Origin of the sequence: Kitasatospora sp. NPDC088351 (genome assembly GCF_040685575.1) — a bacterium.
GTDB lineage: Bacteria > Actinomycetota > Actinomycetes > Streptomycetales > Streptomycetaceae > Kitasatospora.
In genome coordinates, this window is record NZ_JBFBIL010000037.1 from 1 (window position 1) to 21,525 (window position 21,525).

Genomic DNA, 21,525 nt, shown 5'->3' on the forward strand with positions numbered 1-21,525 from the left:
TGCGCGTCCGGCGCGGACCGCGGGCACGGTCGTCAAGGACGAGGGTGAGGGCGGCAAGGCGCTCGCCGGGTACCTCGCCGCGCAGAAGTTCATCTAGTCCCACACCGCGTACGCGCATCCAACGATCGCTCAGGAGCAACGAATCATGGCTGAGATCCTGGTTCTCGTGGACCACGCCGATGGTGTGGTCCGTAAGCCGGCCCTCGAACTGCTGACCCTGGCCCGCCGGATCGGTGAGCCGTCGGCCGTCGTCCTCGGTGCCGGTGCGGCCGCCGCCGAGATCGCCGCGAAGGCCGGCGAGTACGGCGCGGCGAAGGTGTACGTCGCCGACGGCGCCGAGTTCACCGACCAGCTGGTCGTCCCCAAGGTGGACGCGCTGGCCCAGATCGCCCAGGGCGCGGAGGCCGCGGCCGTCCTGGTCACCTCCTCCGGCGAGGGCAAGGAGGTCGCCGCCCGCGTCGCCCTGCGCCTCGGCTCCGGCCTCATCACCGACGCCGTCGACCTGGAGGCCGCCGACAACGGCCCGGTCGCCACCCAGTCGGTGTTCGCCGCCTCCTTCCAGGTGAAGTCCAGGGTGTCGCACGGCGTGCCGGTGATCACGGTCAAGCCGAACGCGGTGGCCCCCGAGACGGCTCCGGCGGCCGGCGCGGTGGAGAACGTCACCGTGGCGTTCACCGGCAACGCCGCCACCGTGACCTCGCGCACCCCGCGGGTCTCCACCGGCCGCCCGGAGCTGACCGAGGCCGCCATCGTGGTCTCCGGTGGCCGCGGCGTCGGTGCCGCCGAGGGCTTCGGCGTGGTCGAGGAGCTCGCGGACGCGCTCGGCGCGGCCGTCGGCGCCTCGCGCGCCGCCGTGGACGCCGGCTGGTACCCGCACAGCAACCAGGTCGGCCAGACCGGCAAGCAGGTGTCCCCGCAGCTCTACATCGCGGCGGGTATCTCGGGCGCCATCCAGCACCGGGCCGGCATGCAGACCTCGAAGACCATCGTGGCCGTCAACAAGGACCCGGAGGCCCCGATCTTCGAGCTGGTCGACTACGGCGTGGTCGGCGACCTCTTCGCCGTCCTGCCCCAGCTCACCGCCGAGGTGAAGGCCCGCAAGGGCTGACCCGCCCCGGCCCGTACGACGGAGGGCGCACCCGGGAGACTTCCGGGTGCGCCCTCCGTCGTGACCTGCGGGTGTCCGGGCCCGGCGGCCTGCGGACCGGGCGGTGCGACGGCCCGTAGAGTCGGCGCACGACCGGCGGCACGGCGCCACACCGCGAGCGAGGGCGAGGGCAGACGCATGACACTGTTGACGGCACTTCACGGCCACTACGGCGATTCGGGCGACGCGCTGAGGATCGACGGGCGGGCGCTCTCCCGCGAGGAGTTGCTCGCCGCGGCGACCGCCGTCGCCGACCGGGTGGCCGGTGCCCCCGCGGTGGCGGTGCACGCCCGGCCCACCGCCGAGACCGTCGTCGCCGTGGTCGGCGGGCTGCTGGCCGGCGTACCCGTGGTGCCGCTGCCGCCCGACTCCGGGCCCAAGGAGCGCGCGCACATCCTCCGTGACTCGGGCGCCGCCCTGCTCGCGCACGCCGCCGGGGACGACGTGCCGTCGGCCGCCGGAACGGACGCGCTGCCGGTGGACCTGACGGAGCGTTCCGCCACCACGTACGCCGAGCCCGCCGCGGACGCCACCGCGTTCGTGCTCTACACCTCGGGCACCACCGGAGCGCCGAAGGGGGCGATGATCCGCCGCGCCGCCGTCGCCGCCGATCTGGACGCGCTCGCCGCCGCGTGGCGGTGGACCGCCGAGGACACGCTGGCGCACGGCCTGCCGCTGTTCCATGTGCACGGTCTGGTGCTCGGCGTCCTCGGCGCCCTGCGCACCGGCAGCCGGCTGGTCCACACCGGACGGCCCACCCCGGCCGGGTACGCGGCCTCCGGCGGCAGCCTGTTCTTCGGGGTGCCGACGGTCTGGTCCCGGCTCGCCGCCGACCCGGAGGCGGCCGGGCGCCTGGCCTCGGCCCGGCTGCTGGTCTCCGGCAGCGCTCCGCTGCCCGTCCCGGTCTTCGAGAAGCTCGCCGCGCTGACCGGCCATGCCCCGGTCGAGCGGTACGGGATGACCGAGACGCTGATCACCGTCAGCACCCGGGCGGACGGCGAGCGCCGCCCCGGCAGCGTCGGCCTGCCGCTGGAGGGCGTCCGGACCAGGCTGGTCGGCGAGGACGGCGGGCCCGTTCCGTCCGACGGCGAGAGCGTCGGCGAGCTGCAGGTGGCCGGCCCGACCCTGTTCTCCGGGTACCTCGACCGGCCGGACGCCAACGCGGAGTCCTGGACGGCGGACGGCTGGTTCCGCACCGGGGACGTCGCGGTGATCGGTGAGGACGGCTTCCACCGGATCGTCGGCCGGGCCTCGGTGGACCTCATCAAGAGCGGCGGCTACCGGATCGGCGCGGGTGAGGTGGAGGCCGCCCTCCGTGACCACCCGGCGGTCGCGGACGCCGCCGTGGTCGGCGCGCCCGACGAGGACCTCGGCCAGGCGGTGGTCGCCTACGTCATCCCGGACGGTGCGGTGACGGGGGAACAGCTGACGGCCTTTGTGGCCGAGCGGCTCTCGGTGCACAAGCGGCCCCGGCGGGTGGTGCTGGTGGCCGACCTGCCCAGGAACGCCATGGGAAAGGTGCTGAAGAAGCAGCTGCTGGCGGAGTCGGCGCAAGGGTGACGGGAAGTCACCCGCTGACGGTCACTCATCTTCCGTGAACCCCTTTGGCCCACTCCACTGCGCACCGTGAGCGAACGTGTGCTTAACGTGACACGCAGGCAGAACTGAATCACTGGGCGACACGCCGCGGCTTCCGGCCGCAGGGCCGGAAGCCGCGGCATGTCGCCCGGAGAGCGTTCGCACCCCGGTGGGGCCGCTCGCTGGATCAGTCGTGTTCCGTAAGGCTCAGCGAAGCTCAGCAAAGGAAGACAGACAGGATGACGACCGTCAACACCGGCGCACCGGGCATCACCGGCGATCCGACCGGGCAGCCCGTAGCCACCAACGACCAGCGGGCAGCGGCCCGTTCCGCCCGGACCTCCCGGGCGGCGCGGGTCCGGCGGGGGATGGCCTCGGTGGCCGTGATCGCGGCCGGAGCCGGCGTGCTCGGCCTCGGGACCGGGGTGGGCAGCGCGGCTGCCGACCCGGCACCGGCCCATGCGGGCTGGGACGGCTCGCGGTACTGGTTCAAGAACAGTCAGGGCCAGTGGCGCTGGACCACCCACGCCGACGTCTACCAGGCCAGGACGGGCGGCTCCGGCTCCGGCTCCAGTTCCGGCTCCGGCGGTTCCTCGTCCGGCGCGACCACGGCCGGCTCCTCGTCCGGGGGGATCACCCAGGGCTGGGACGGCTCGCGGTACTGGTTCAAGAACAGTCAGGGCCAGTGGCGCTGGACCACCCACGCCGACGTCTACCAGGCCAGGACCGGAGGTGGCGGCTCCTCTTCGGGCTCCACCGGTCCGGCCGACTCGGCCCCGGCTCCGTCGGGGGCGCCGACGACTTCGGCCCCGGCGGCGAACGGGGACGTGGAGGCGGCCGTGCAGTACGCGCTCGCGCAGGTGGGCAAGCCGTTCAGGACGGGCGGAAACGGTCCGGACGGCTACGACTGCTCCGGCCTGGTGCAGCAGGCGTTCCGGCACGGCGGCATCTCCCTGCCCCGGGTGGCCAACGACCAGTACGCGGCGACCACCCCGGTCCGCGCCGGCCAGTTGCAGCGGGGCGACCTGCTCTACTGGTCCGACGACGGCAGCGCGCGGGGCATCCACCACACGGCGATCTATCTCGGCGACAACCAGTACGTGGAGGCCGCCCGGCCCGGAACCAAGGTCCGGGTGTCCCGGATCAGCAGCGGCTACTACCCCACCCACATGGGCCGCCCCTGAGGCGTGTGTCCGGTGTGATGCCAGTGCCCGGGCCGCTCGGTCCGGGCACCGGCGTATCACGGGGCGGGGGCGTGCGGGGTGTCCCGTGCGCTGGGCGTGTGGGGTGTGGTGGGAGCGCGCAGATTGGTGCAAGCGCCTATCGGGGTGGCGGCGGCCGGTGGGACCGTAGGACTTTGGGCGGGCGGGCCGGTTCTCCTGACGTCGGGAGCCGCCGTACCGACCGGTCCGCCTGGTCGAACCGCGAGGCATCTGGCCAGGGCACATGCCCCTGTCAAGGGCGGGGCGGACCGTGCGGGCCAGGCCCGGCGGGGAGGCATGGGGACCGGCGCGGCGGGGGTACCACCTCGGGTGGCGCTGGTTCGGCTGACGGGGGCGCCGCCCGGTGTGAACCGCACCGGGCGAAGTCGAGGGCAGGGGACGTTGTGATCGTCTGGGTTAATGGCACGTTCGGGGCGGGCAAGACGAGTGCCTGCCGCGAGTTGGTGGAACTGCTGCCCGGCAGCACGCTGTTCGATCCCGAGCTGGTGGGGGCCGGCCTGCGCGGGATGCTGCCGGCGGACCGGCTGGCGGCGGTCTCCGACTTCCAGGACCTGCCGGCCTGGCGCCGGCTCGTCCCCGAGACGGCGGCCGCACTGCTCGGCGAGGTGCCGGGCCCGCTGGTCGTCCCGATGACCCTGCTCAGGGAGGACTACCGGGACGAGATCTTCGGCGGGCTCGCCTCCCACGGCATCGCGGTGCACCATCTCGTCCTGGACCCTGGAGAAACGATCCTGCGCGAGCGCATAGCCCAGCGCGAGGAGTGCCCCGGCGACCCGGAGCGCAGCGCGCTGGTCCGGCGCTGGTGTCTGGAGCACCTGCCCCGCTACCGCGCCGCCCGGCGCTGGCTCGGCCGGGACGCCCGGCTGCTCGACACCGGCGGCCTCACCCCGCGCGAGACCGCCGTCCGGCTCGCCGCCCTCGTCCAGGACGGTTCGGCCCGCTGCCCCATCGCCCAGACTCCCGACGCGACCGGCGACACCGTGGCCGCCGCCGTGCTGTTCTTCGACGAGCAGGACCGGGTCCTGCTCGTCGACCCGGTGTACAAGCCGGACTGGGAGTTCCCCGGCGGGGTGGTCGAACGCGGTGAGGCGCCGACCGACGCCGCCCTCCGGGAGACCGCCGAGGAGCTGGGCCTGCGCCTCGACCCGTCCGTGCTGCGCCTGCTCGCCGTGGACTGGGAGCCGCGCACCGGCCCCCGCCGCGGCGGCCTGCGCCTCGTGTACGACGGCGGCCTGCTGGACGCCACCGCCCGTCAGGGGCTGCTGCTCCAGCAGGAGGAACTGCGCGGCTGGCGCTTCGTCAGCCTGGAGGAGGCCGCCGGCCTGCTGCCCCCGGGCCGGTACCGGCGGCTCGCCGCCGCGCTGGACGCCCGCCGCTGCGGCGAACTGCGCTATCTGGAGGCCGGACGGCGGGCCGGGCTCGGCCTGGCCCGGGCGGCCGACGCGGCGTAAGGGGTGTCCCCGGCAGGTCGCGCCGGGCGGGCGCGTCGTCGGACACACCCCGGCGGAGCCGGCGGCGGGAGGATGAGGGCATGCCGTTCACCCTGAGCCACCCGGCGGCCGTCCTGCCCCTGCTGCGCGTGGCGGGGAAGCGCGGGCCGCTGGTGGCGTCGGCGCTGGTCGCCGGGTCGATGGCGCCCGACGTGCCGTTCTTCGCGGAGTCGCTGTTCCCCGGGGTCTACGGTCGGGGCCGGCTGACGCACCGCTGGTGGGCGGTGCCGACGGTGGACGTGGCGATCGCGGGAACGGTGAACGGCCCCGGCCGGAGCGGGAGTCCGCGTAGCGGCGACCGGCCGGGGGCGGGAGGGGTCAGACCGACCGCAGTTCGGCGTAGCGGCGGAGGAAGAGCGCCTCGGTCAGGGCCATCCGCTCCAGCTCCCGCGGATCGACGCTCTCGTTGACGGCGTGGATCTGGGTGGTCGGCTCCTCGACGCCGATGAGCACGATCTCGGCCTGCGGGTACAGCGAGCGCAGGGTGTTGCAGAGCGGGATCGACCCGCCCTCGCCGGAGGCGACCATCGGGGTGCCGAACGCCTCCGCCATCGCCTCGCCCATCGCCTCGTACGCCGGGCCGGTGGTGTCCGCGCTGAACGGGGCGCCGTTGCCCTGCCGTTCGATCCGGATCCGGGCGCCGAACGGGACCTGCGCCTCCAGATGGGCGACCAGCGCGTCCTGGGCGGCGGCGGTGTCGGTGCCCGGCGGCACCCGCAGGCTGACCAGGGCCTTGGCGGCGGCCTGGACGGAGGAGGTGGCCCCGATCACCGGCGGGGCGTCGATGCCGAGGACGGTGACGGCCGGGCGGGCCCAGAGCCGGTCGGCGACGGTACCGGTGCCGGTCAGCGCGACGCCGTCCAGCACCTTGGCGTCGGCGCGGAACTGCTCGTCGGGGTACTGCACGCCGGACCAGGTCTGGTCCCGGGTCAGGCCGGCCACCGCGACGTCGCCGTGCTCGTCGTGCAGCGAGGCCAGCACCTTGACCAGGGCCTGGAGGGCGTCCGGGGCGGCACCGCCGAAGGCGCCGGAGTGCAGGTTGCCGCCCAGCGTGGTGATCGCGACCTCGACGACCGTCATACCGCGCAGCGAGGCGGTGACGGTGGGCAGGCCGGCGGCGAAGTTGCCGGTGTCGCCGATGACGATGACGTCGGCGGTGAGCAGCTCGGGGTGCGCCTCGGCGTACCGCTCCAGGCCGCCGGTGCCCTGTTCCTCCGAGCCCTCGACGATGATCTTCAGCCCGACCGGGTAGCCGTCGCCGTACACCTGGCGCAGCGCCCGGAGCGCCGTCAGGTGCATCAGGATGTTGCCCTTGCAGTCGGCCGCGCCGCGCCCGTACCAGCGGCCGTCGCGCTCGGTCAGTTCGAAGGCGGGGCTGAGCCAGGCGTCCTCGTCGAGCGGCGGCTGCACGTCGTAGTGCGAGTACAGCAGGACGGTCGGCGCGCCCTCGGGGCCGGACAGTTCGGCGTAGACGGACTGGGTGCCGTCGGGGGTGTCCAGCAGCCGCACGTTCGTCAGGCCCTCGGCGGTGAAGGCGTCGGCGACCCAGCGGGCGGCCCGCTCGCACTCCTCGACGGGGAACTGCCGCGGGTCGGCGACCGAGCGGAAGGCGACCAGTTCGGCGAGGTCGGTGCGGGCACGGTCCATCAGGGACCGGACGGCGTCGGCCAGGGGCTGCTGTGGCATCGGGGTGCTCCGAGGGTGGCTGGTCCGTCCGAGGGGTGGTCCGGGCGGACGGCGACGGCTGGGGGTACCGCCGATCATAGGCGGAGTCGAACGGACGCCCGGGAGGATCCTCCGGGGTTCGGGGCGGCGCGGCGACCGGCGGTCGGGGGGACGCATAGGATTGCTCGACGTGACTGACTCCGGAAGCTCCGATTCCCGTAGCCCGCTCGACGCCGAGGCGTCCGGACAGCCGTCCGAGGCACTGCCGTCCGAGCCGCGTCAACCCGAGCGGCAGCCGGCCGCTCAGCCGGCCGAACAGGCGGCCGTGGAGACGCCCGAGACGCCGCGGCCCGGGTCCGGCGGCCCGCTCGACGGCGTCTGGGACGTCGTCGTGGTCGGCGCCGGACCGGCCGGAGCGTCGGCCGCGCATGCCGCCGCCGCCCAGGGCCGCCGCGTCCTGCTGCTCGACAAGGCCGAGCACCCCCGTTACAAGACCTGCGGCGGCGGCATCATCGGCCCCTCCCGCGACAGCCTGCCGCCGGACTTCCGGCTGCCGCTGCAGGACCGCGTGCACGCCGTCACCTTCGCGTACGACGGCCGGTTCACCCGGACGCGGCGCTCCAGGCGGATGCTGTTCGGGCTGGTCAACCGGGACGAGTTCGACCTGCGCCTGGTGCAGGCGGCGAAGCAGGCGGGCGCGGTGCTGGTCACCGGAGTGACCGTCACCGGCGTGGAGCAGCGCGGCGGCGAGCACCGGACGGCCGTCGTCACCGCCGCCGACGGGCGCACCTTCGAGGCGCGCGCGGTGGTCGGGGCGGACGGCAGCGCCAGCCGGATCGGCCGGCACGTCGGGGTCTCCTTCGACCAGATCGACCTGGGCCTGGAGGCGGAGATCCCCGTCCCGCCGCAGGTCGCGGAGGACTGGGCGGGCCGGATCCACCTCGACTGGGGCCCGCTGCCCGGCAGTTACGGCTGGGTGTTCCCCAAGACCGGGACGAGCAGCCTGACCGTCGGGGTCATCTCGGCCCGCGGCGACGGCGAGCGCACCAAGCAGTACCTGGCCGACTACATCCGGCGGCTGGGCCTGTCCGGCTTCCCGCCGAGCGTGGAGTCCGGGCACCTGACGCGCTGCCGGGCCGAGGACTCGCCGCTCTCCCGCGGCCGGGTGCTGGTGGCCGGGGACGCCGCCGGGCTGCTGGAGCCGTGGACCCGTGAGGGCATCTCGTACGCGCTGCGCTCGGGCCGGCTGGCCGGCGAGTGGGCGGTGAAGGTCGCCGAGGCGGGCAACGCCGGGGAGGTGCGGCGCGAGGGGCTGAACTACGCCTTCGCCATCAAGGCCGGGCTGGGCGTGGAGATGCGGGCCGGCAAGCAGATGCTGGCCGCGTTCGAGCGCCGCCCGTACCTGTTCCACGCCGCCGTCTGCCTGGTCAGCCCGGCCTGGCGGGCCTTCGCCCGTACGACCCAGGGGCACACCACCTTCGCCCAGGTGCTGCGTCAGTACCGCGTGGCCCGGCGGCTGACCTCGCTGGCCTCCCGGTAGCGGGCCCACCGGGTACGAGGCACCGGGGTGCCGCCGGGGCGGGCGCTGGTCGCGCCCGCCCCGGTGGCTCCGGTCACTTGAGCCCGGTGTCCAGCGCCGTGATGAGGGCGCCGTTCGGGGTGTCGCCGGACATCTCCCAGATCATGCTGCCGAGCAGGTTCTTCGACTTCAGGTAGGCCGTCTTCTGGGCGATCGACCAGGTGTCGTCGAAGGTCCACCACTGGCCGCCGGGGCCGGTGTAGCCGTAGGTCGAGATGGACTGCGGGTCGTGGTAGACGGTGAGGTTGGGGAAGGTGGTGATGAGGTTGTTGTACCCGCGGGTGCCGGCCTCCTCGGCGAACTGTCCGGGCGCCGCGCCGGTCGCGGTCTGCCACTCGCCCGCCGCGCCGCCGTCCGCCACGCCCTGCCAGCCGCGGCCGTAGAACGGGAAGCCGATGGTGAGCTTGCGCGGGTTGACCCCGGCGCCCAGGTAGGCCTGGACGGCCGCGTCCACGCTGAAGTGGAAGTTGTACGGGTCCTGGGTGTCCGCGTAGAGGTTGGCCTGGTGGCCGGTGCGGTTCGGCTCCCACGAGTTGTCGCTGCCGGCGCCGTGGAAGTCGTAGCCCTGGACGTTGGCGATGTCCAGGTAGTTGAAGATCTTCGAGAGGTCCCAGCCCTGGTTGATCTTGACCGGGTCGGCCGGGGTGAAGGCGGTCAGCAGCTTGTGCGAGCCGCCGAGCGCGTCGAGCTGCTTGCGGAACTCGGCGAGCAGCAGGGTGAGGTTGTCCTTGTCGTTGGCGCTGTAGTGGTTGCCGGGGTGGCCGTCGCCGGAGCCGGGCCACTCCCAGTCGAGGTCGATGCCGTCGAAGATCCCGGCCGCCACGCCGTCACCGCCGGCGCCGTTGTAGACCGGCAGGTTGCCCTTGATCCAGGTGTCGATGCAGGACTTGACGAGCTTCTGCCGGGAGGCGTCGGTGGCGGCCGCGTCCGAGAAGTACTTGGAGTACGTCCAGCCGCCGAGCGAGACGACCACCTTCAGGTTGGGGTACTTGGCCTTGAGCTTCTTCAACTGGTTGAGGTTGCCGCGGAGTTTGCCCCAGCCGTCGTCGGCCACGCCGTCCACCGACTGGGCGGCGCTCATCGGGCGGGCGTAGTCGGCGTCGGCGTCGCCCGCGCCGGTGCCCTGGTCCGGGTCCTGCGGGTTGGAGGTGGTACCCCTGGTGACGCCGGCCAGGCAGGTCAGATTGACCGGATCGATGTTCTCGAAGGCGTAGTTGATGACGTCGAGCTTGGCCGCGCTGCCCGAGGTGTCGAGGTTCTTGACGAAGTACTGGCGGCCGTAGATGCCCCATTGGGTGAAGTAGCCGACCCGGGCGTACTTTCCGGCCCCGACCAGGTCGGCGGTGGTGACGGAGAGCGGCGCCGAGGCGGGCGAGGCGTTGTCGGCGCCGTCGCGGGCCTTGACGGTGAAGGTGTAGGCGGTGGACGGGGAGAGGCCGCCCACATTGGCGGTCAGCGTGGACCCGGTGACGGTCTTGACCAGGGTGGCGCCCTGGTAGACGTCGTACGCGGCCACCCGCACGTTGTCGGTGGCGGCGTTCCAGGCGAGCGTCACGTCGGACGAACCCACCGCCGTGGTGCGGAGGTTGGTGGGCGCGGTGGGCGGCACCGGGTCGGTGGCCGGGTCGAAGGTGGAGGCCGTGACGGACGCGCTCAGCGGGCCGGTGTTGCCCCGGGTGTCCTTGGCGCGCACGGTCAGGGTGTACGAGGTGGCCGGGGTGAGCCCGGTGACCAGCGCGTCGGTGGTGGTGCTGGTGCCCACCACCGTGCTCCCGTTGAGCACCTCGTAGGACGCGACCGGGAAGTCCCCGCCGGTGGCGGCCGGCCAGTGCAGCGCGAGGCTGTGGGCGGTGGAGTCGGTCACCGTCGGGGTGCCGGGCGCGGACGGCAGGACGTCCGAACTCCCGTCGCACTTGTCGCCGTTGATGCGGCAGCCGGTCGGCGTGCCGAGCGGGCCGTTGGCGACGAACCAGAAGCTGTACGGCTCGGTGGTGCCGTGCGCGGGGACGTTGGCGTTGTAGAAGGCGTTGGTGGCGGTGACGTGGCTGCCGTTGGCCGTCGCGGTGCCGTTGTAGCTGTTGGCGATGGTGGCGCCGGCCGGCAGGTCGAACTCCAGGGTCCAGCCGGAGACGGCGGCGGCGTTGTCGTTGTGGACGACGTAAGTGCCCTGCCACCAGGAGCCGTTGTTGACGGTGGTGAAGGTGGCGGTGAGCTTTCCGGCGGCGTTCGCCGGGGTGGCCAGCACGGTGAGCGCGGCCAGCGGGAGGAGCAGGGCGGAGAGCAGCGTCAGCAGTCTGCTGCGCGCTCGCGGGCGGTGTGCCCGGGGTCGAGCGGACATGGTTCTCCCTGTGGCTGTGGGGGTTGGACAGGGTGACGTAGAACCGTACGGGTGGTGCGTGGCCGATCGGTGCCCGCGCCGTGGGGAGACGGGGGCATGGGCACTGTAGGAGGACTGGACCAATGCGTCAACAGGTCTGTACCAATGGCGAGTTGATCAACCGGATCGGGGGTTTGGGCCGAGGGCTTGGGTCGGCGGTCCGGCAGGATCCGTGCGGCGCACCTCAGGCGCGCCGGGGGCCGCCGGTCAGCTCGTCGCCGAGCGGGCTGCGGGAGTAGAGCACCGAACGGCCGTGCCGGGCCCTGGTCACCAGGCCGGTGTCGGACAGCACGGCCAGGTGCTGGCTGACGGCGCCCGGGGTGACGCCCAGCCGGTAGGCGAGGTCGGTGGTCGAGGCCGGTTCGGCGAGCAGGGTCAGCAGCCGGGCCTTCGGCGCGCCGAGCAGCAGCTCCAGCGCGCGCGGGGTGACGGGGGCGGTCGGCCCGGCCATGCCGGCCTGGCCGCGGGCCGGGTAACTGATCTGCGGCGGAAGGTCGTTGTCGATCATCGTGATCGCACCGCGGGCGAAGAAGGTCGGGACGAGGACCAGCCCGCGGCCGTCCACCGTGATCTCGCCGTCCCAGTCCGTCCAGCGGCGGTTGATCGACAGCACGCCGTCCTCCCAGCGCAGCCGGTGGTCCAGGTCGGCGAAGAGCGCCGCCGCGCCGTGCTGGGCCAGCAGCCGCGCCCGGTACACCAGGTCCGCCTCGAGCACCGCACGCGCCTGCGGCCACCAGGAGGGCGCCAGGCAGACCTCCCAGTACTCCTCCAGCCCGTCCGCGATCCGGGCCAGCAGCCGCGCCGGATCGGCCAGCCCGGCCGACAGGACGGCGGGCAGCGGTCGGCCGTGCGGCAGGAAGACCTGCTCCAGCTCGGGGCGCAGCCGCTCGGGCGGCAACGCGCGGACGACGGCCAGCTCGGTGCGGAAGTCCGGGGCGGGGGAGGCCGGCCGGGGCGTCAGGAAGTCGGGGATCCAGCGGTTCGCGCCCACCAGCGAGAGCAGCAGCGTCGAGTCCAGCCGGGCGAAGGCGGGGCGCAGCCGCTCGAAGGCGGACGACTGGAGCGCGTAGAAGCCCGGGTGGGTCCACATCCGCAGGCTGAGCGCGGCCTCCTGGATCGGCGAGCAGGCGAACCAGGTGGTGGCGAGGTCGGACAGCCCGAGCCTGAACCGGTGCACCTGTCCGCCCCCGTCGTCGCCGTCCTTTTAGCCAGAGCCTAAATCAGTACTGTGCGGGAGCGGGAGGCGGTGGGATCGAGGACATGACCACCTCACCGGCGGAGACCTCCGCACGCGGCTCCGACCTGCCCGAAACCGGACCGGCCAGGACATCACGACTGCTGCACCCCGATCCGGCGGTGCGCAGGCTCGCCGGTATCACCCTCGTGAACACCCTCGGCAACGGCCTCTCGCTCGCCGTCGGCGTGCTCTTCTTCACCCGCGTCCTCGGGCTGAGCGCCGCCCGGCTCGGCTTCGGGCTCACCGTCGCCGGTCTGTGCGGGGTCGCCGCCAGCATGCCGGCCGGGCGGGCCGCGGACCGCTGGGGCGCGCGGCGGGTGCTGGTGCTGCTGGTCGCGCTGGAGGCCGTCGGCACCGCCGGGTACGCGCTGGTGCACAGCTATCCGGCCTTCGTCGCGCTGGCCTGTGCGGTCACCGCCGTCGACCGGGGGTCCGCCGCGGTGCGCAACGCCCTCTACGCCGAAGTGCTGCCCGCCGACCGCCGGGTGGCGGGCCGGGCCTACCTCAGGGTGGTGACCAACGCCGGCCTGTGCGGCGGTACGGCGCTCGGCGCGATCGCTCTCCAGGCGGATACCCGGCCGGTCTATCTGACGGCGATTCTGGCCGACGCCGTCTCCTTCGCGGTCGTCGCCGTGCTGTACCTGCGGCTCCCGGCCCCCGCCCCGGGACGGCACGAGCGGCCCGGCCGGCCCGGGCGGCAGCGCAACCCGGCCCTGCGGGACGGGCCGTTCCTGGTGGTGACGGCGCTGAACTCGCTGTTCTGCCTCCAGTTCGCGCTGCTGGAGGTCGGCGTGCCGCTCTGGATCGTCCAGCAGACCGACGCGCCCCGGATCACCGTGGCGGGCACCCTGATCGTCAACACCCTGCTGGTGATCGTCCTCCAGGTCCGGGCCACCCGGGGCACCGAGGACCCGGCGACGGCCGCCCGGGTCTGCGGCCGGGCGGGTCTGATCCTCGCCGCCTCCTGCGTGGTGATCGGCCTCGCCCACGGACTGCCCCCGGTCGTCGCGGCCGTGGTGGTGCTCGTCGGGGTGGCGCTGCAGGCGCTCGGCGAGGTGCTGAGCCAGGCCGGTGGCTGGGCGCTCAGTTACGACCTGGCCGACGAACGCGCCCACGGCGCCTACCAGGGGGTCCACAACGCGGGCAGCGCCGCCTCGCTGATGATCGGCCCGGCCGTGGTCAGCACTGCCGTGATCGGGTTCGGCCTGCTCGGCTGGGCCGCGCTCGGTGTGCTGCTGGCCGGTGCGGGACTGGCCATGGGCCCCGCCGTCCGGTGGGCCGGGCGGCGGGGCGCGATCGCGGTCTAATCGGTACGGGCCGGCGCGGGCCGGGCGGCCTAGTCCCGAGCGGGCTCGGGCACCAGGGCGAGGGCCTCGATCTCGATCAGGACCTCGGGCAGGAACAGCGCCGCCACCTGCATCGCCGAACTGGCCGGCAGCCGGGCCGGGTCCATGCAGGCGTTCCGGGCCTCGCGGATGGCGGAGAGGTACGCGATGTCGGTGACGAAGTAGGTCAGCTTGACGACATCGGTGAAGTCGGCCCCGGCCGCGGCCAGGCAGCGGCGCAGGTTCTCGAAGATCTGCCGGGCCTGCGCCTCCGGGTCGCCCGGGCCGACCAGTCGCCGCTGCTCGTCGAACGCGACCTGGCCGGAGACCGCGACCAGGCGCCCGGTGCCGGTGACGACCTGGGTGTACCCGGTGCCGGGGGCGACCCCGGGCGGCTCGGCGATATGGGTGAGGTGCTGCGGGGTGGTGGTCATGCGGTCATCGTGACCCAGCCGCGATCACCGTTCCACCGGATTTCCCGCCCCTGGCCGGTGCGTGCCCCACCACCGGCCTCCGGTCCGCGGGAGCCCCGGCCGAGGCGGCTCTGGCCGTCGGGCGGGTGGCCGTGTCAGAGTCGTCCGGGCGCCGCCCGAACCACCGGGGACGCCTCGGCAGTCCGACCCACCCTCAGCCGGAAAGCAGGCCCGCACCGATGACCCGCGAAGTACCCTTCGTCCGCGTCACCACCGCCGACGCCGTCACCACCCTGACCCTCGACTCGCCGCACAACCGCAATGCCCTCTCCACCCGCCTGATGGCCGAACTGACCGCCGGCCTGGCGGTCGCGGCGGCCGACCCGGAGGTCCGGGCGGTGGTGCTCGGGCACACCGGCAAGGTGTTCTGCGCGGGCGCCGACCTCTCCGAGGCGACCGGTGCGGACCCGACGGTCGGCCCGCGCGGCCTGGTGGAGCTCCAGCGGGCGATCGTGGACTGCGCGAAGCCGGTGATCGCCGTCGTCGACGGCCACGTCCGGGCCGGCGGCCTCGGCCTGGTCGGCGCCGCCGACCTCGCGCTGGCCGGCCCGGCCGCCACCTTCGCGTTCACCGAGGTCCGGCTCGGTCTCGCGCCCGCCGTCATCTCGCTCCCGCTGCGCCCCAAGCTGGACCCGCGCGCGGCCTCCCGCTACTACCTGACCGGCGAGGTCTTCGACGCCGCCGAGGCCGCCCGGATCGGCCTGATCACCCAGGCGACGGACTCCGCCGAGTCCACCGGCACCGCGCTCACCTCCCTGCTGGACGCCCTGCGGCTGGGCTCGCCGCAGGGCCTCGCGCAGTCCAAGCGGCTGGCCAACGCCGAGGTGGTGCGCTCCTTCGAGCGGGACGCCGACGAACTGGTCGAGCTGTCGGCCCGGCTGTTCGGCTCGGACGAGGCGCAGCAGGGCATGCGGGCGTTCCTGACCAAGCAGCCCGCGCCATGGGCGCGGTGACCGCCCGCCACACCGGGGTTCAGCTCCAGCGGACGGCGGCCGTCTCCCGCCAGAGGTCCAGCAGCGACCGGTCGCCCGAGCGGTCCACCCGTTCGGCCGGCAGCCGGCTCCAGAGCAGCAGGTAGAGCTCGCGGGCCGGACCACTGAGCGTGAGGTCGGCGGGGCCGCCGCCGTCGGCGGGCCCGGCGTCGCCGAGGCGCCGGACGGACAGCGGCTCCTGGCTGATGGTCAGCCGCCAGGAGCCCGGCCCGTCGGTGGCCCGGACCAGCACCGTGCGCGGGTGCTCGCTGCGCACCCGGGCACGGCCGCGGGACATCAGACCGCACAGCAGCTCGTCGATGCCGTCCAGCGCCAGGTCGGTGGCGACCGGCGGGCCGGGCTCCCCGGCGGCGGCGTCGGCGTCGAAGCGGTGCACGGCCGTCTCGTGCGCCTGGCGGCGGGCCCAGAACGCCAGTGGGCCGGGCGTGGGCAGGAAGCTCCAGCAGTCCAGGTCGGCCGGCGCCGCGGCGAGCGCCTCCACCAGGGCGGTGTGGCCCGCCCGGAACCAGTCGACCAGCGCGGCGTCGGACGGTTCCGGCCCCCAGGCGGCGGCCGCGCCGTCGGCGTCCAGCGGTGCCCGGTGACCGTGCACCAGGTAGGCGGTGGCCCAGCGGTGCACCTGGCCGGTGTGCAGGACGAGGTCGCGCAGCCGCCAGTCGGGGCAGGTGGGGACGGGGGCGGCGAGGTCGGTGCGGTCGGCGGCGTCGGCCAGCAGGCCGCCCTCGCGGCGCAGTGCGTCGATGTGCTCGGAGATCTCCATGGTCGACGAGTGTCGCACCGGTGGCGGATTTCGGACCTGCCGACCGATCGGCTGCCGTCCTGCCGTCCTGCCGAGCTGGAAACGGCAGCCGTACCGGGCCGATGTGACGTTGGCCGCCTCGCCGGTCGGCCGTACCGTACGGGCCGGTAACGTGAGCGCATGCCGATCACCCGTTCCCTGTTCTCCGCCGTCCGGGCCGGCGGCCGACGTGTCGCGGGCCGCCTCGTCCACCGGGGCTGGCGCTTCGTGCAGACGGCCGGGGCGGTGTCCGGCGACAACCCCGGGCCGTACCGGTTCGGCGAACTGGGCGCGGGGACGAAGCTCGCGTTCCCGCTCGGCGCCGTCTTCAACGAGCAGTGGATCACCATCGGCCCGTTCTCGATCATCGGCGAGCGCGTCACCATCAGCGCGGGCTTCCTGCCGGGCCTGGACCTCGGGCCGGAGCCGATAGTCCGGATCGGCGGTGGCTGCGTGATCGGCCGCGACAGCCACATCGTCGGCCACCAGTCGATCGTCCTCGGCGACGACGTCTGGACCGGCCCCGGCGTCTACATATCCGACCAGGCCCACGAGTACCGCTCCACCGACCTGCCGATCGGCAAGCAGTGGCCGCGCAACGAACCGGTCGAGATCGGCCCCGGCAGCTGGATCGGCACCGGCGCGGTGATACTCCCCGGCGCCAGGCTCGGCCGCAACGTCGTCGTCGCGGCCGGCGCGGTGGTCCGCGGCGAGGTCCCCGACCACAGCGTGGTCGCCGGCGCCCCGGCGAAGGTCGTCCGCCGCTGGACCGCCGAGGAGGGCTGGCAGCCCCCGCTGCGCCACGATCCGCCGAGCCCCGTCCCCGACGGCGTCACCGCCGAGCAGCTGCGCGCCCTGGTCGGGTGGGACCTGCGGCTGCCGGGGGAGGACGCCTCGTCCTGAGGACGGGCCCGGCCCGGACGCGGTCAACGGATCGGCTGGGCAGGGGAGTTCGGTCCGGGCGGTTCCGCTGGCTGTTCCCGGACCGGGCCCGTAGCTCCTCCGCGGGGCCGGTGCCCTTCTTCGCGGGCGGGAGCGGCAACTCGTCCGGGTGGCAGGTCTGTTCGCTCCCACCGCGCTGCCGCTCCCCGGTCAGCCGGCCGGGCTCAGCGTCACGACGGCCGTGGCGCCGTCGACGCGCAGGGTGTGCGGGCCGGGGGCGGTGAGCAGGGCGGCGTCGAAGCGGGTGAGGCCGGCCGGGCCGAGGGCGGCGGTGCCGGCCAGGCAGACCACCAGGACGGTGGCGCCGGGCGGGACGTCCACGGCGCGGGGCGAGGCGGCGAAGGAGACGTCGGCGGTGGTGCGGCCCCGGCGGGTCATCACGTTGAAGTCGACCACCGGGCCGCCGAGCAGGCGGCAGCCGGTCGTCGCGTCGCCGGGGAAGGCGAACGGGCGGAAGGGGGTGTCGACGAGGTGCTCGGTGCCGTCGACGGTCAGCGCCATGCCCGGGCCGTCGACCAGGGTGATCACCCGGTCGACGCCGGGGAACGGCGAGAACGGTCCGGCCGAGGCGACGTCCGCGAGGCTGACCCGCCAGTCGAAGGTGTCCAGCCCCGCCCCGGCCGGGAAGCCGGCGACCTCCCTGGTCACCCCGCCCCCGTTGAGCCAGGCCGTCGCCGGGCGCTCGCCCGCCCGCAGTATCCGGATCCGCCCACTGGTCGTCATGGCGGCATCCTGCCACGAGCCGCCCGGGGGCCGGGGGCGGAGGGCGCCCCCGCCGTTGCGCAGGATCTCCGGCACGGTCGGCAAGCGCGGCAGCCCGGCGCGGACGGACGGGCCTCCCGCGCCGGACGGCGCGACCGGGGGTGGGCGGGCGTCGGGGCGCGGCCGGCCGGTCAGCGGGAGCGGGCCGTCAGGGGGAGGAGCGCGGCGACGGTGGCGGCGAGCGCGACGGTGGTGAGGGCGAGCGGGAGGCCGGCGGCGTCGGCGAGGAAGCCGATCACCGGCGGCCCGATCAGCATGCCGCCGTAGCCGAGGGTGGACGCGAGGGCGACGCCCTGCGGACCGCCCGCGGCGCCGGCCCGGGCGATGGCGAGCGGGAAGATGTTGGCCAGGCCGAGGCCGACCAGCACGAATCCGCCGATGACGAGCGGCACCGAGGGCGAGAGCGCGGCGAGCAGCATGCCGGCCGCGGCGGTGAGGCCGCCGAGGACCATCACCCGGGTCTGGCCGAGCCGGATCGAGGCCCAGGTCCCGCCGACCCGCCCGGTGGTCATCGCGAAGGCGTACGCGGCGTACGCGGCGGCGGCCGTACCGGCACCGGCGTGCACGTCGTCGGTGAGGTGCAGGGTGGTCCAGTCGGCGATCGCGCCCTCGCCGTAGGCGCAGCAGAGAGCGGTGAGCCCGAGCAGCAGGACGAGCAGGCGGGCGTGCGGGGCGGCCGCCGTCCGCGAGCCGGGGCTCCCGGTGGCAGGGCGGGCGGGCGCCACCGCCGGTGCGGCCGGGCTGCGGAGCAGGACCACACCGGCGCCCGCCGTGACGGCCAGGCCGAGCAGGCCGCCCAGGGCGAGCGCCCAGGCGGTGCTGAGGGTGCCCGCGAGCAGCCCGCCGGCGCCCGCGCCGAGCAGGCCGCCGAGGCTGTAGCCGGCGTGGAAGCTGGGCATGACCGGTCGCCGCAGCTCGGCCACCAGGTCGACGGCGGCGCTGTTCATGGCGACGTTGGCACCGCCGTAGCCGGCACCGAAGAGCAGCAGGACGCCGCCGAGCGCCGCGACCGAGTGGGCGTGCGCGGGCAGTGGCACGGCGACGCCGAGCAGGGCCAGCGAGCCGACGGTGACCGGCCGGGAGCCGTACCGCAGACAGAGCCGGCCGACCACCGGCATGGTGGCCACGGCGCCGGCCGAGACGCAGAGCAGGGCGAGCCCGAGGGCACTGTGCGAGGCGCTGACCTGGCTGCGGATGTCCGGAATGCGCACCACCCAGGCGGCGAACAGGAAGCCGTCGACGGCGAAGAAGGCGGTCAGTGCGAGACGTGCGGCCCTCCAGGGGGTGTCGGGGGCGGGTGGTGTGCTGCGAGACTGGGAGGAGGGGCGGTCGGTCCGGGAATACGCGAGGATTTTGTTTCGGAGCGGCACAAAGTAACAATAGAGGTGTGCAGCTCACACCTTCAAGTCCGAAGCCAGGCTCTGCGGCCGACCCCGACGCGCAGCGCGACGCCCACCGCCGCGCGGCACCCGACCGCGGCCGGACGCTGCTGGGCCCGGCGCTCTCCCTCATCCACACCGGCCAGACGCCCACCCGCTCGGCGCTCACCCGCGCGCTGGACGTCACCCGGGCCACCGCCGGCGCCGTCACGGCGGAGCTGGAGGCGCTCGGCCTGATCGCCGTCGACTCCCGCCCGGCGGGCGGCGGCCGCGGCCGCCCCTCGCACCGGCTGGCCATCGACCCCGAGGGCCCGGTCGTCATCGCCGGGCAGATCCACGCCGACGGGCTGAGCGTCACCCTCGCCGGGCTCGGCGGCCTGCTGGACCCGCCCGTCCACCTGCCGCTGCCCGCCGCCACCGACCCGGTCCGGATGCTGCGCGCCGTCGCCCAGGCGGGCGCCGAGCTCGCCCGCGGCACCACCCGCCGCTGCCTCGGCGCCGCGCTCGCGCTGCCCAACCCGGTCACCGAGCCGGACGGCACCGCCCTAGCCGCACTGCACTTCGCCTGGCCCAGTGGCACGCCGGTCGCCGACCTGTACGACGTCGAGGTCGGCCGCGCCGACAACGGCCCGCACGCGCTGGACCCGCTGCCCTCCTTCGTCGCCAACGACGCCAACCTCGGCGCGCTCGCCGAGTACCGGCACGGGGCCGGGCGCGGCGCCCGCCACCTGCTGCTGGTCACCTCCGGCCACCGCGGCGTCGGTGGCGCGCTGGTGATCGACGGCCGGCTGCACACCGGCAGCGCGGGACTCGCGCTGGAGGTCGGCCACCTCACCGTCGACCCGCAGGGCCGCCCCTGCCAGTGCGGCAACCGGGGCTGCCTCAACTCCGAGACCGACCCCGACGCGCTGTTCGCCGCCGCCGGGCTCACCCCCGAGCCGGACCGCCCGCTGCTCGACCAGGCCCGCGAGCTCTGCCGCTCCGCCGCCACCGACCCGCGCGCCCGGGCCGCCGTCGAGCACGTGATCGACCGGCTCGGCCTCGGGCTCGCCGGAGTCGCCAACATCCTCAACCCCGACCGGGTGGTGCTCAGTGGCCTCCACCGCGACCTGCTGGAGGCCGCGCCCGAGCGGCTGCGCGCGGTGCTCGCCGAGCGCTCCCTCTGGGGCCGCAGCGGCCGGGTGCCGATCGTCGGCTCGGAGCTGGCGCACAGCGCACTGGCCGGCGCGGCCGAGCTGGCCTGGCTGCCGTACCTGGCGGACCCGCAGTCGGTGGCGGCGGGCTGAACCCCGGGCCCTCCGGCGCGCCGGCCGCCGGAGGGCGATGACACGCCAGGCCGCCGGAGGGCGATAAGCGGAAGCTGGGACAGCCGAAACGGTCACTTATCGTGACTCTCATATACTCGTAGTGAGCAACCGGGGGGTTCGAGCGAGGAGAGCCATCATGGGTATCGAGCCGACCGTCGACGTGGACCGCTCCGACGCGGACTACCGCAGCTGGCTCAAGGAGGCCGTACGCAAGGTCCAGGCGGACGCCAACCGCTCCGCCGACACCCACCTGCTGCGCTTCCCGCTCCCCGCCGACTGGGGCATCGACCTCTACCTCAAGGACGAGTCCACCCACCCCACCGGCTCGCTCAAGCACCGGCTGGCCCGCTCGCTCTTCCTGTACGGGCTCTGCAACGGCTGGATCCGCCCCGGCAAACCGGTGATCGAGGCCTCCAGCGGCTCCACCGCCGTCTCCGAGGCGTACTTCGCGCAGCTCGTCGGCGTGCCGTTCATCGCCGTGATGGCCAAGAGCACCAGCCAGTCCAAGATCGACCTGATCGAGTTCCACGGCGGCGAGTGCCACCTGGTCGAGCGCTCCGACGAGGTGTACGAGGCTTCCGCCCGGCTCGCCGAGGAGACCGGCGGCCACTACATGGACCAGTTCACCTACGCCGAGCGGGCCACCGACTGGCGCGGCAACAACAACATCGCCGAGTCGGTCTTCGCCCAGCTGCGCCTGGAGCCGCACCCCGAGCCGGCCTGGATCGTCGCCACCGCCGGGACGGGCGGCACCTCGGCGACCATCGCCCGGTACGTGCACTACCAGCAGTACGACACCCGGATCTGCGTCGCCGACCCGGAGAACTCCTGTTTCTTCGACGGCTGGGTCCGCCACGACCCGGACGCGGTCTGCGCGAGCGGCTCGCGGATCGAGGGCATCGGGCGCCCCCGGATGGAGCCGAGCTTCGTGCCCGGGGCGATCGACCGGATGATGAAGGTCCCGGACGCCGCCTCGGTCGCCGCCGTCCGGGTGCTGGAGCGGGTGCTCGGCAAGCGGGCCGGGGCCTCCACCGGGACGGGGCTGTGGAGCGCGCTGCGGATCGTCGCCGAGATGCGCGCCGCCGGGGAGCGCGGCAGCGTGGTCACCCTGATCTGCGACCCGGGCGACCGCTACCTCGACAAGTACTACTCGGACGACTGGCTGGCCGGCGAACGGATCGACATCGCGCCCTACCGCGCCGCACTGGACGCCTTCCTGGCCGGCGGAGCCTGGACGGGCTGACGCCGCCGGCCCGGGCGATCGCGGGCGG

General features: G+C 74.6%; 18 protein-coding genes and 1 pseudogene. 12 read left to right on the plus strand and 7 right to left on the minus strand.

Features of this window, described 5'->3' with window-relative positions:
• From AB0P06_RS23945 to AB0P06_RS23970, 6 genes and pseudogenes are all read left to right on the plus strand, one after another.
• A pseudogene (locus AB0P06_RS23945) lies at nucleotides 1-97 on the plus strand (electron transfer flavoprotein subunit beta); the annotation flags it as partial.
• A gap of 48 nt (nucleotides 98-145) precedes the next feature.
• Entirely contained in the window at nucleotides 146-1,108 is a 963-nt protein-coding gene (locus tag AB0P06_RS23950) for an electron transfer flavoprotein subunit alpha/FixB family protein (RefSeq protein WP_363610537.1), read from the plus strand.
• 177 nt (nucleotides 1,109-1,285) lie between these two features.
• A complete protein-coding gene (locus AB0P06_RS23955; protein WP_363610539.1) occupies nucleotides 1,286-2,707 on the plus strand; it encodes an acyl-CoA synthetase in 1,422 nt (473 codons plus the stop codon).
• Between the two features lie 257 nt (nucleotides 2,708-2,964).
• Nucleotides 2,965-3,909 (plus strand): C40 family peptidase, encoded by a 945-nt coding sequence (locus AB0P06_RS23960; protein WP_363610541.1) that lies wholly within the window; start codon nucleotides 2,965-2,967, stop codon nucleotides 3,907-3,909.
• A 422-nt stretch (nucleotides 3,910-4,331) separates the two neighbouring features.
• Complete coding sequence (locus AB0P06_RS23965) at nucleotides 4,332-5,399, plus strand: NUDIX domain-containing protein (protein ID WP_363610543.1); 1,068 nt, start codon at nucleotides 4,332-4,334, stop codon at nucleotides 5,397-5,399.
• Nucleotides 5,400-5,479: 80 nt separating this feature from the next.
• Nucleotides 5,480-5,848 carry a DUF4184 family protein gene (locus AB0P06_RS23970; protein WP_363610545.1) on the plus strand — a complete coding sequence of 123 codons (369 nt, stop codon included), beginning with the start codon at nucleotides 5,480-5,482 and terminating at the stop codon, nucleotides 5,846-5,848.
• On the opposite strand, the gene AB0P06_RS23975 is transcribed toward AB0P06_RS23970, so the two are convergent.
• The gene (locus AB0P06_RS23975; protein ID WP_363610547.1) at nucleotides 5,757-7,124 is read right to left on the minus strand and encodes a dipeptidase; all 1,368 of its coding nucleotides are present in this window, start codon (nucleotides 7,122-7,124) and stop codon (nucleotides 5,757-5,759) included. The genes AB0P06_RS23970 and AB0P06_RS23975 overlap by 92 nt on opposite strands.
• Before the next feature lie 304 nt (nucleotides 7,125-7,428).
• Between AB0P06_RS23975 and AB0P06_RS23980 the strand changes: the two genes are divergently transcribed.
• Entirely contained in the window at nucleotides 7,429-8,643 is a 1,215-nt protein-coding gene (locus AB0P06_RS23980) for a geranylgeranyl reductase family protein (protein ID WP_363610659.1), read from the plus strand.
• Nucleotides 8,644-8,716: 73 nt separating this feature from the next.
• Here the strand turns inward: AB0P06_RS23980 and AB0P06_RS23985 are convergent, their stop codons facing one another.
• Both AB0P06_RS23985 and AB0P06_RS23990 read right to left on the minus strand, forming a co-directional pair.
• Nucleotides 8,717-11,020, minus strand: a complete 2,304-nt coding sequence (locus AB0P06_RS23985) for a glycosyl hydrolase family 18 protein (protein ID WP_363610549.1) — start codon at nucleotides 11,018-11,020, stop codon at nucleotides 8,717-8,719.
• Nucleotides 11,021-11,243: 223 nt separating this feature from the next.
• Nucleotides 11,244-12,236: a helix-turn-helix domain-containing protein gene (locus AB0P06_RS23990; RefSeq protein WP_363610551.1), complete on the minus strand. Its 993-nt coding sequence runs from the start codon at nucleotides 12,234-12,236 to the stop codon at nucleotides 11,244-11,246.
• Between the two features lie 83 nt (nucleotides 12,237-12,319).
• Between AB0P06_RS23990 and AB0P06_RS23995 the strand changes: the two genes are divergently transcribed.
• Entirely contained in the window at nucleotides 12,320-13,603 is a 1,284-nt protein-coding gene (locus AB0P06_RS23995; protein ID WP_363610553.1) for an MFS transporter, read from the plus strand.
• A gap of 29 nt (nucleotides 13,604-13,632) precedes the next feature.
• Here AB0P06_RS23995 and AB0P06_RS24000 read toward each other — a convergent pair whose 3' ends face one another.
• The gene (locus AB0P06_RS24000) at nucleotides 13,633-14,055 is read right to left on the minus strand and encodes a RidA family protein (RefSeq protein ID WP_363610555.1); all 423 of its coding nucleotides are present in this window, start codon (nucleotides 14,053-14,055) and stop codon (nucleotides 13,633-13,635) included.
• Nucleotides 14,056-14,273: 218 nt separating this feature from the next.
• Between AB0P06_RS24000 and AB0P06_RS24005 the strand changes: the two genes are divergently transcribed.
• Complete coding sequence (locus AB0P06_RS24005) at nucleotides 14,274-15,047, plus strand: enoyl-CoA hydratase family protein (protein WP_363610557.1); 774 nt, start codon at nucleotides 14,274-14,276, stop codon at nucleotides 15,045-15,047.
• Nucleotides 15,048-15,066: 19 nt separating this feature from the next.
• Here the strand turns inward: AB0P06_RS24005 and AB0P06_RS24010 are convergent, their stop codons facing one another.
• Nucleotides 15,067-15,846 carry a maleylpyruvate isomerase family mycothiol-dependent enzyme gene (locus AB0P06_RS24010; protein ID WP_363610559.1) on the minus strand — a complete coding sequence of 260 codons (780 nt, stop codon included), beginning with the start codon at nucleotides 15,844-15,846 and terminating at the stop codon, nucleotides 15,067-15,069.
• A gap of 159 nt (nucleotides 15,847-16,005) precedes the next feature.
• Here AB0P06_RS24010 and AB0P06_RS24015 point away from each other — a divergent pair, with 159 nt between their 5' ends.
• Nucleotides 16,006-16,767 carry a DapH/DapD/GlmU-related protein gene (locus AB0P06_RS24015; RefSeq protein WP_363610561.1) on the plus strand — a complete coding sequence of 254 codons (762 nt, stop codon included), beginning with the start codon at nucleotides 16,006-16,008 and terminating at the stop codon, nucleotides 16,765-16,767.
• Nucleotides 16,768-16,956: 189 nt separating this feature from the next.
• Here AB0P06_RS24015 and AB0P06_RS24020 read toward each other — a convergent pair whose 3' ends face one another.
• Complete coding sequence (locus AB0P06_RS24020) at nucleotides 16,957-17,529, minus strand: HutD family protein (RefSeq protein ID WP_363610563.1); 573 nt, start codon at nucleotides 17,527-17,529, stop codon at nucleotides 16,957-16,959.
• A 170-nt stretch (nucleotides 17,530-17,699) separates the two neighbouring features.
• Nucleotides 17,700-18,827, minus strand: a complete 1,128-nt coding sequence (locus AB0P06_RS24025; protein WP_363610661.1) for an MFS transporter — start codon at nucleotides 18,825-18,827, stop codon at nucleotides 17,700-17,702.
• Nucleotides 18,828-19,054: 227 nt separating this feature from the next.
• On the opposite strand from AB0P06_RS24025, the gene AB0P06_RS24030 reads away from it, so the two are divergent.
• Entirely contained in the window at nucleotides 19,055-20,233 is a 1,179-nt protein-coding gene (locus AB0P06_RS24030) for an ROK family protein (RefSeq protein WP_363610663.1), read from the plus strand.
• Nucleotides 20,234-20,390: 157 nt separating this feature from the next.
• Nucleotides 20,391-21,497 carry a PLP-dependent cysteine synthase family protein gene (locus tag AB0P06_RS24035; RefSeq protein ID WP_363610565.1) on the plus strand — a complete coding sequence of 369 codons (1,107 nt, stop codon included), beginning with the start codon at nucleotides 20,391-20,393 and terminating at the stop codon, nucleotides 21,495-21,497.
• Nucleotides 21,498-21,525: the final 28 nt, after the last annotated feature.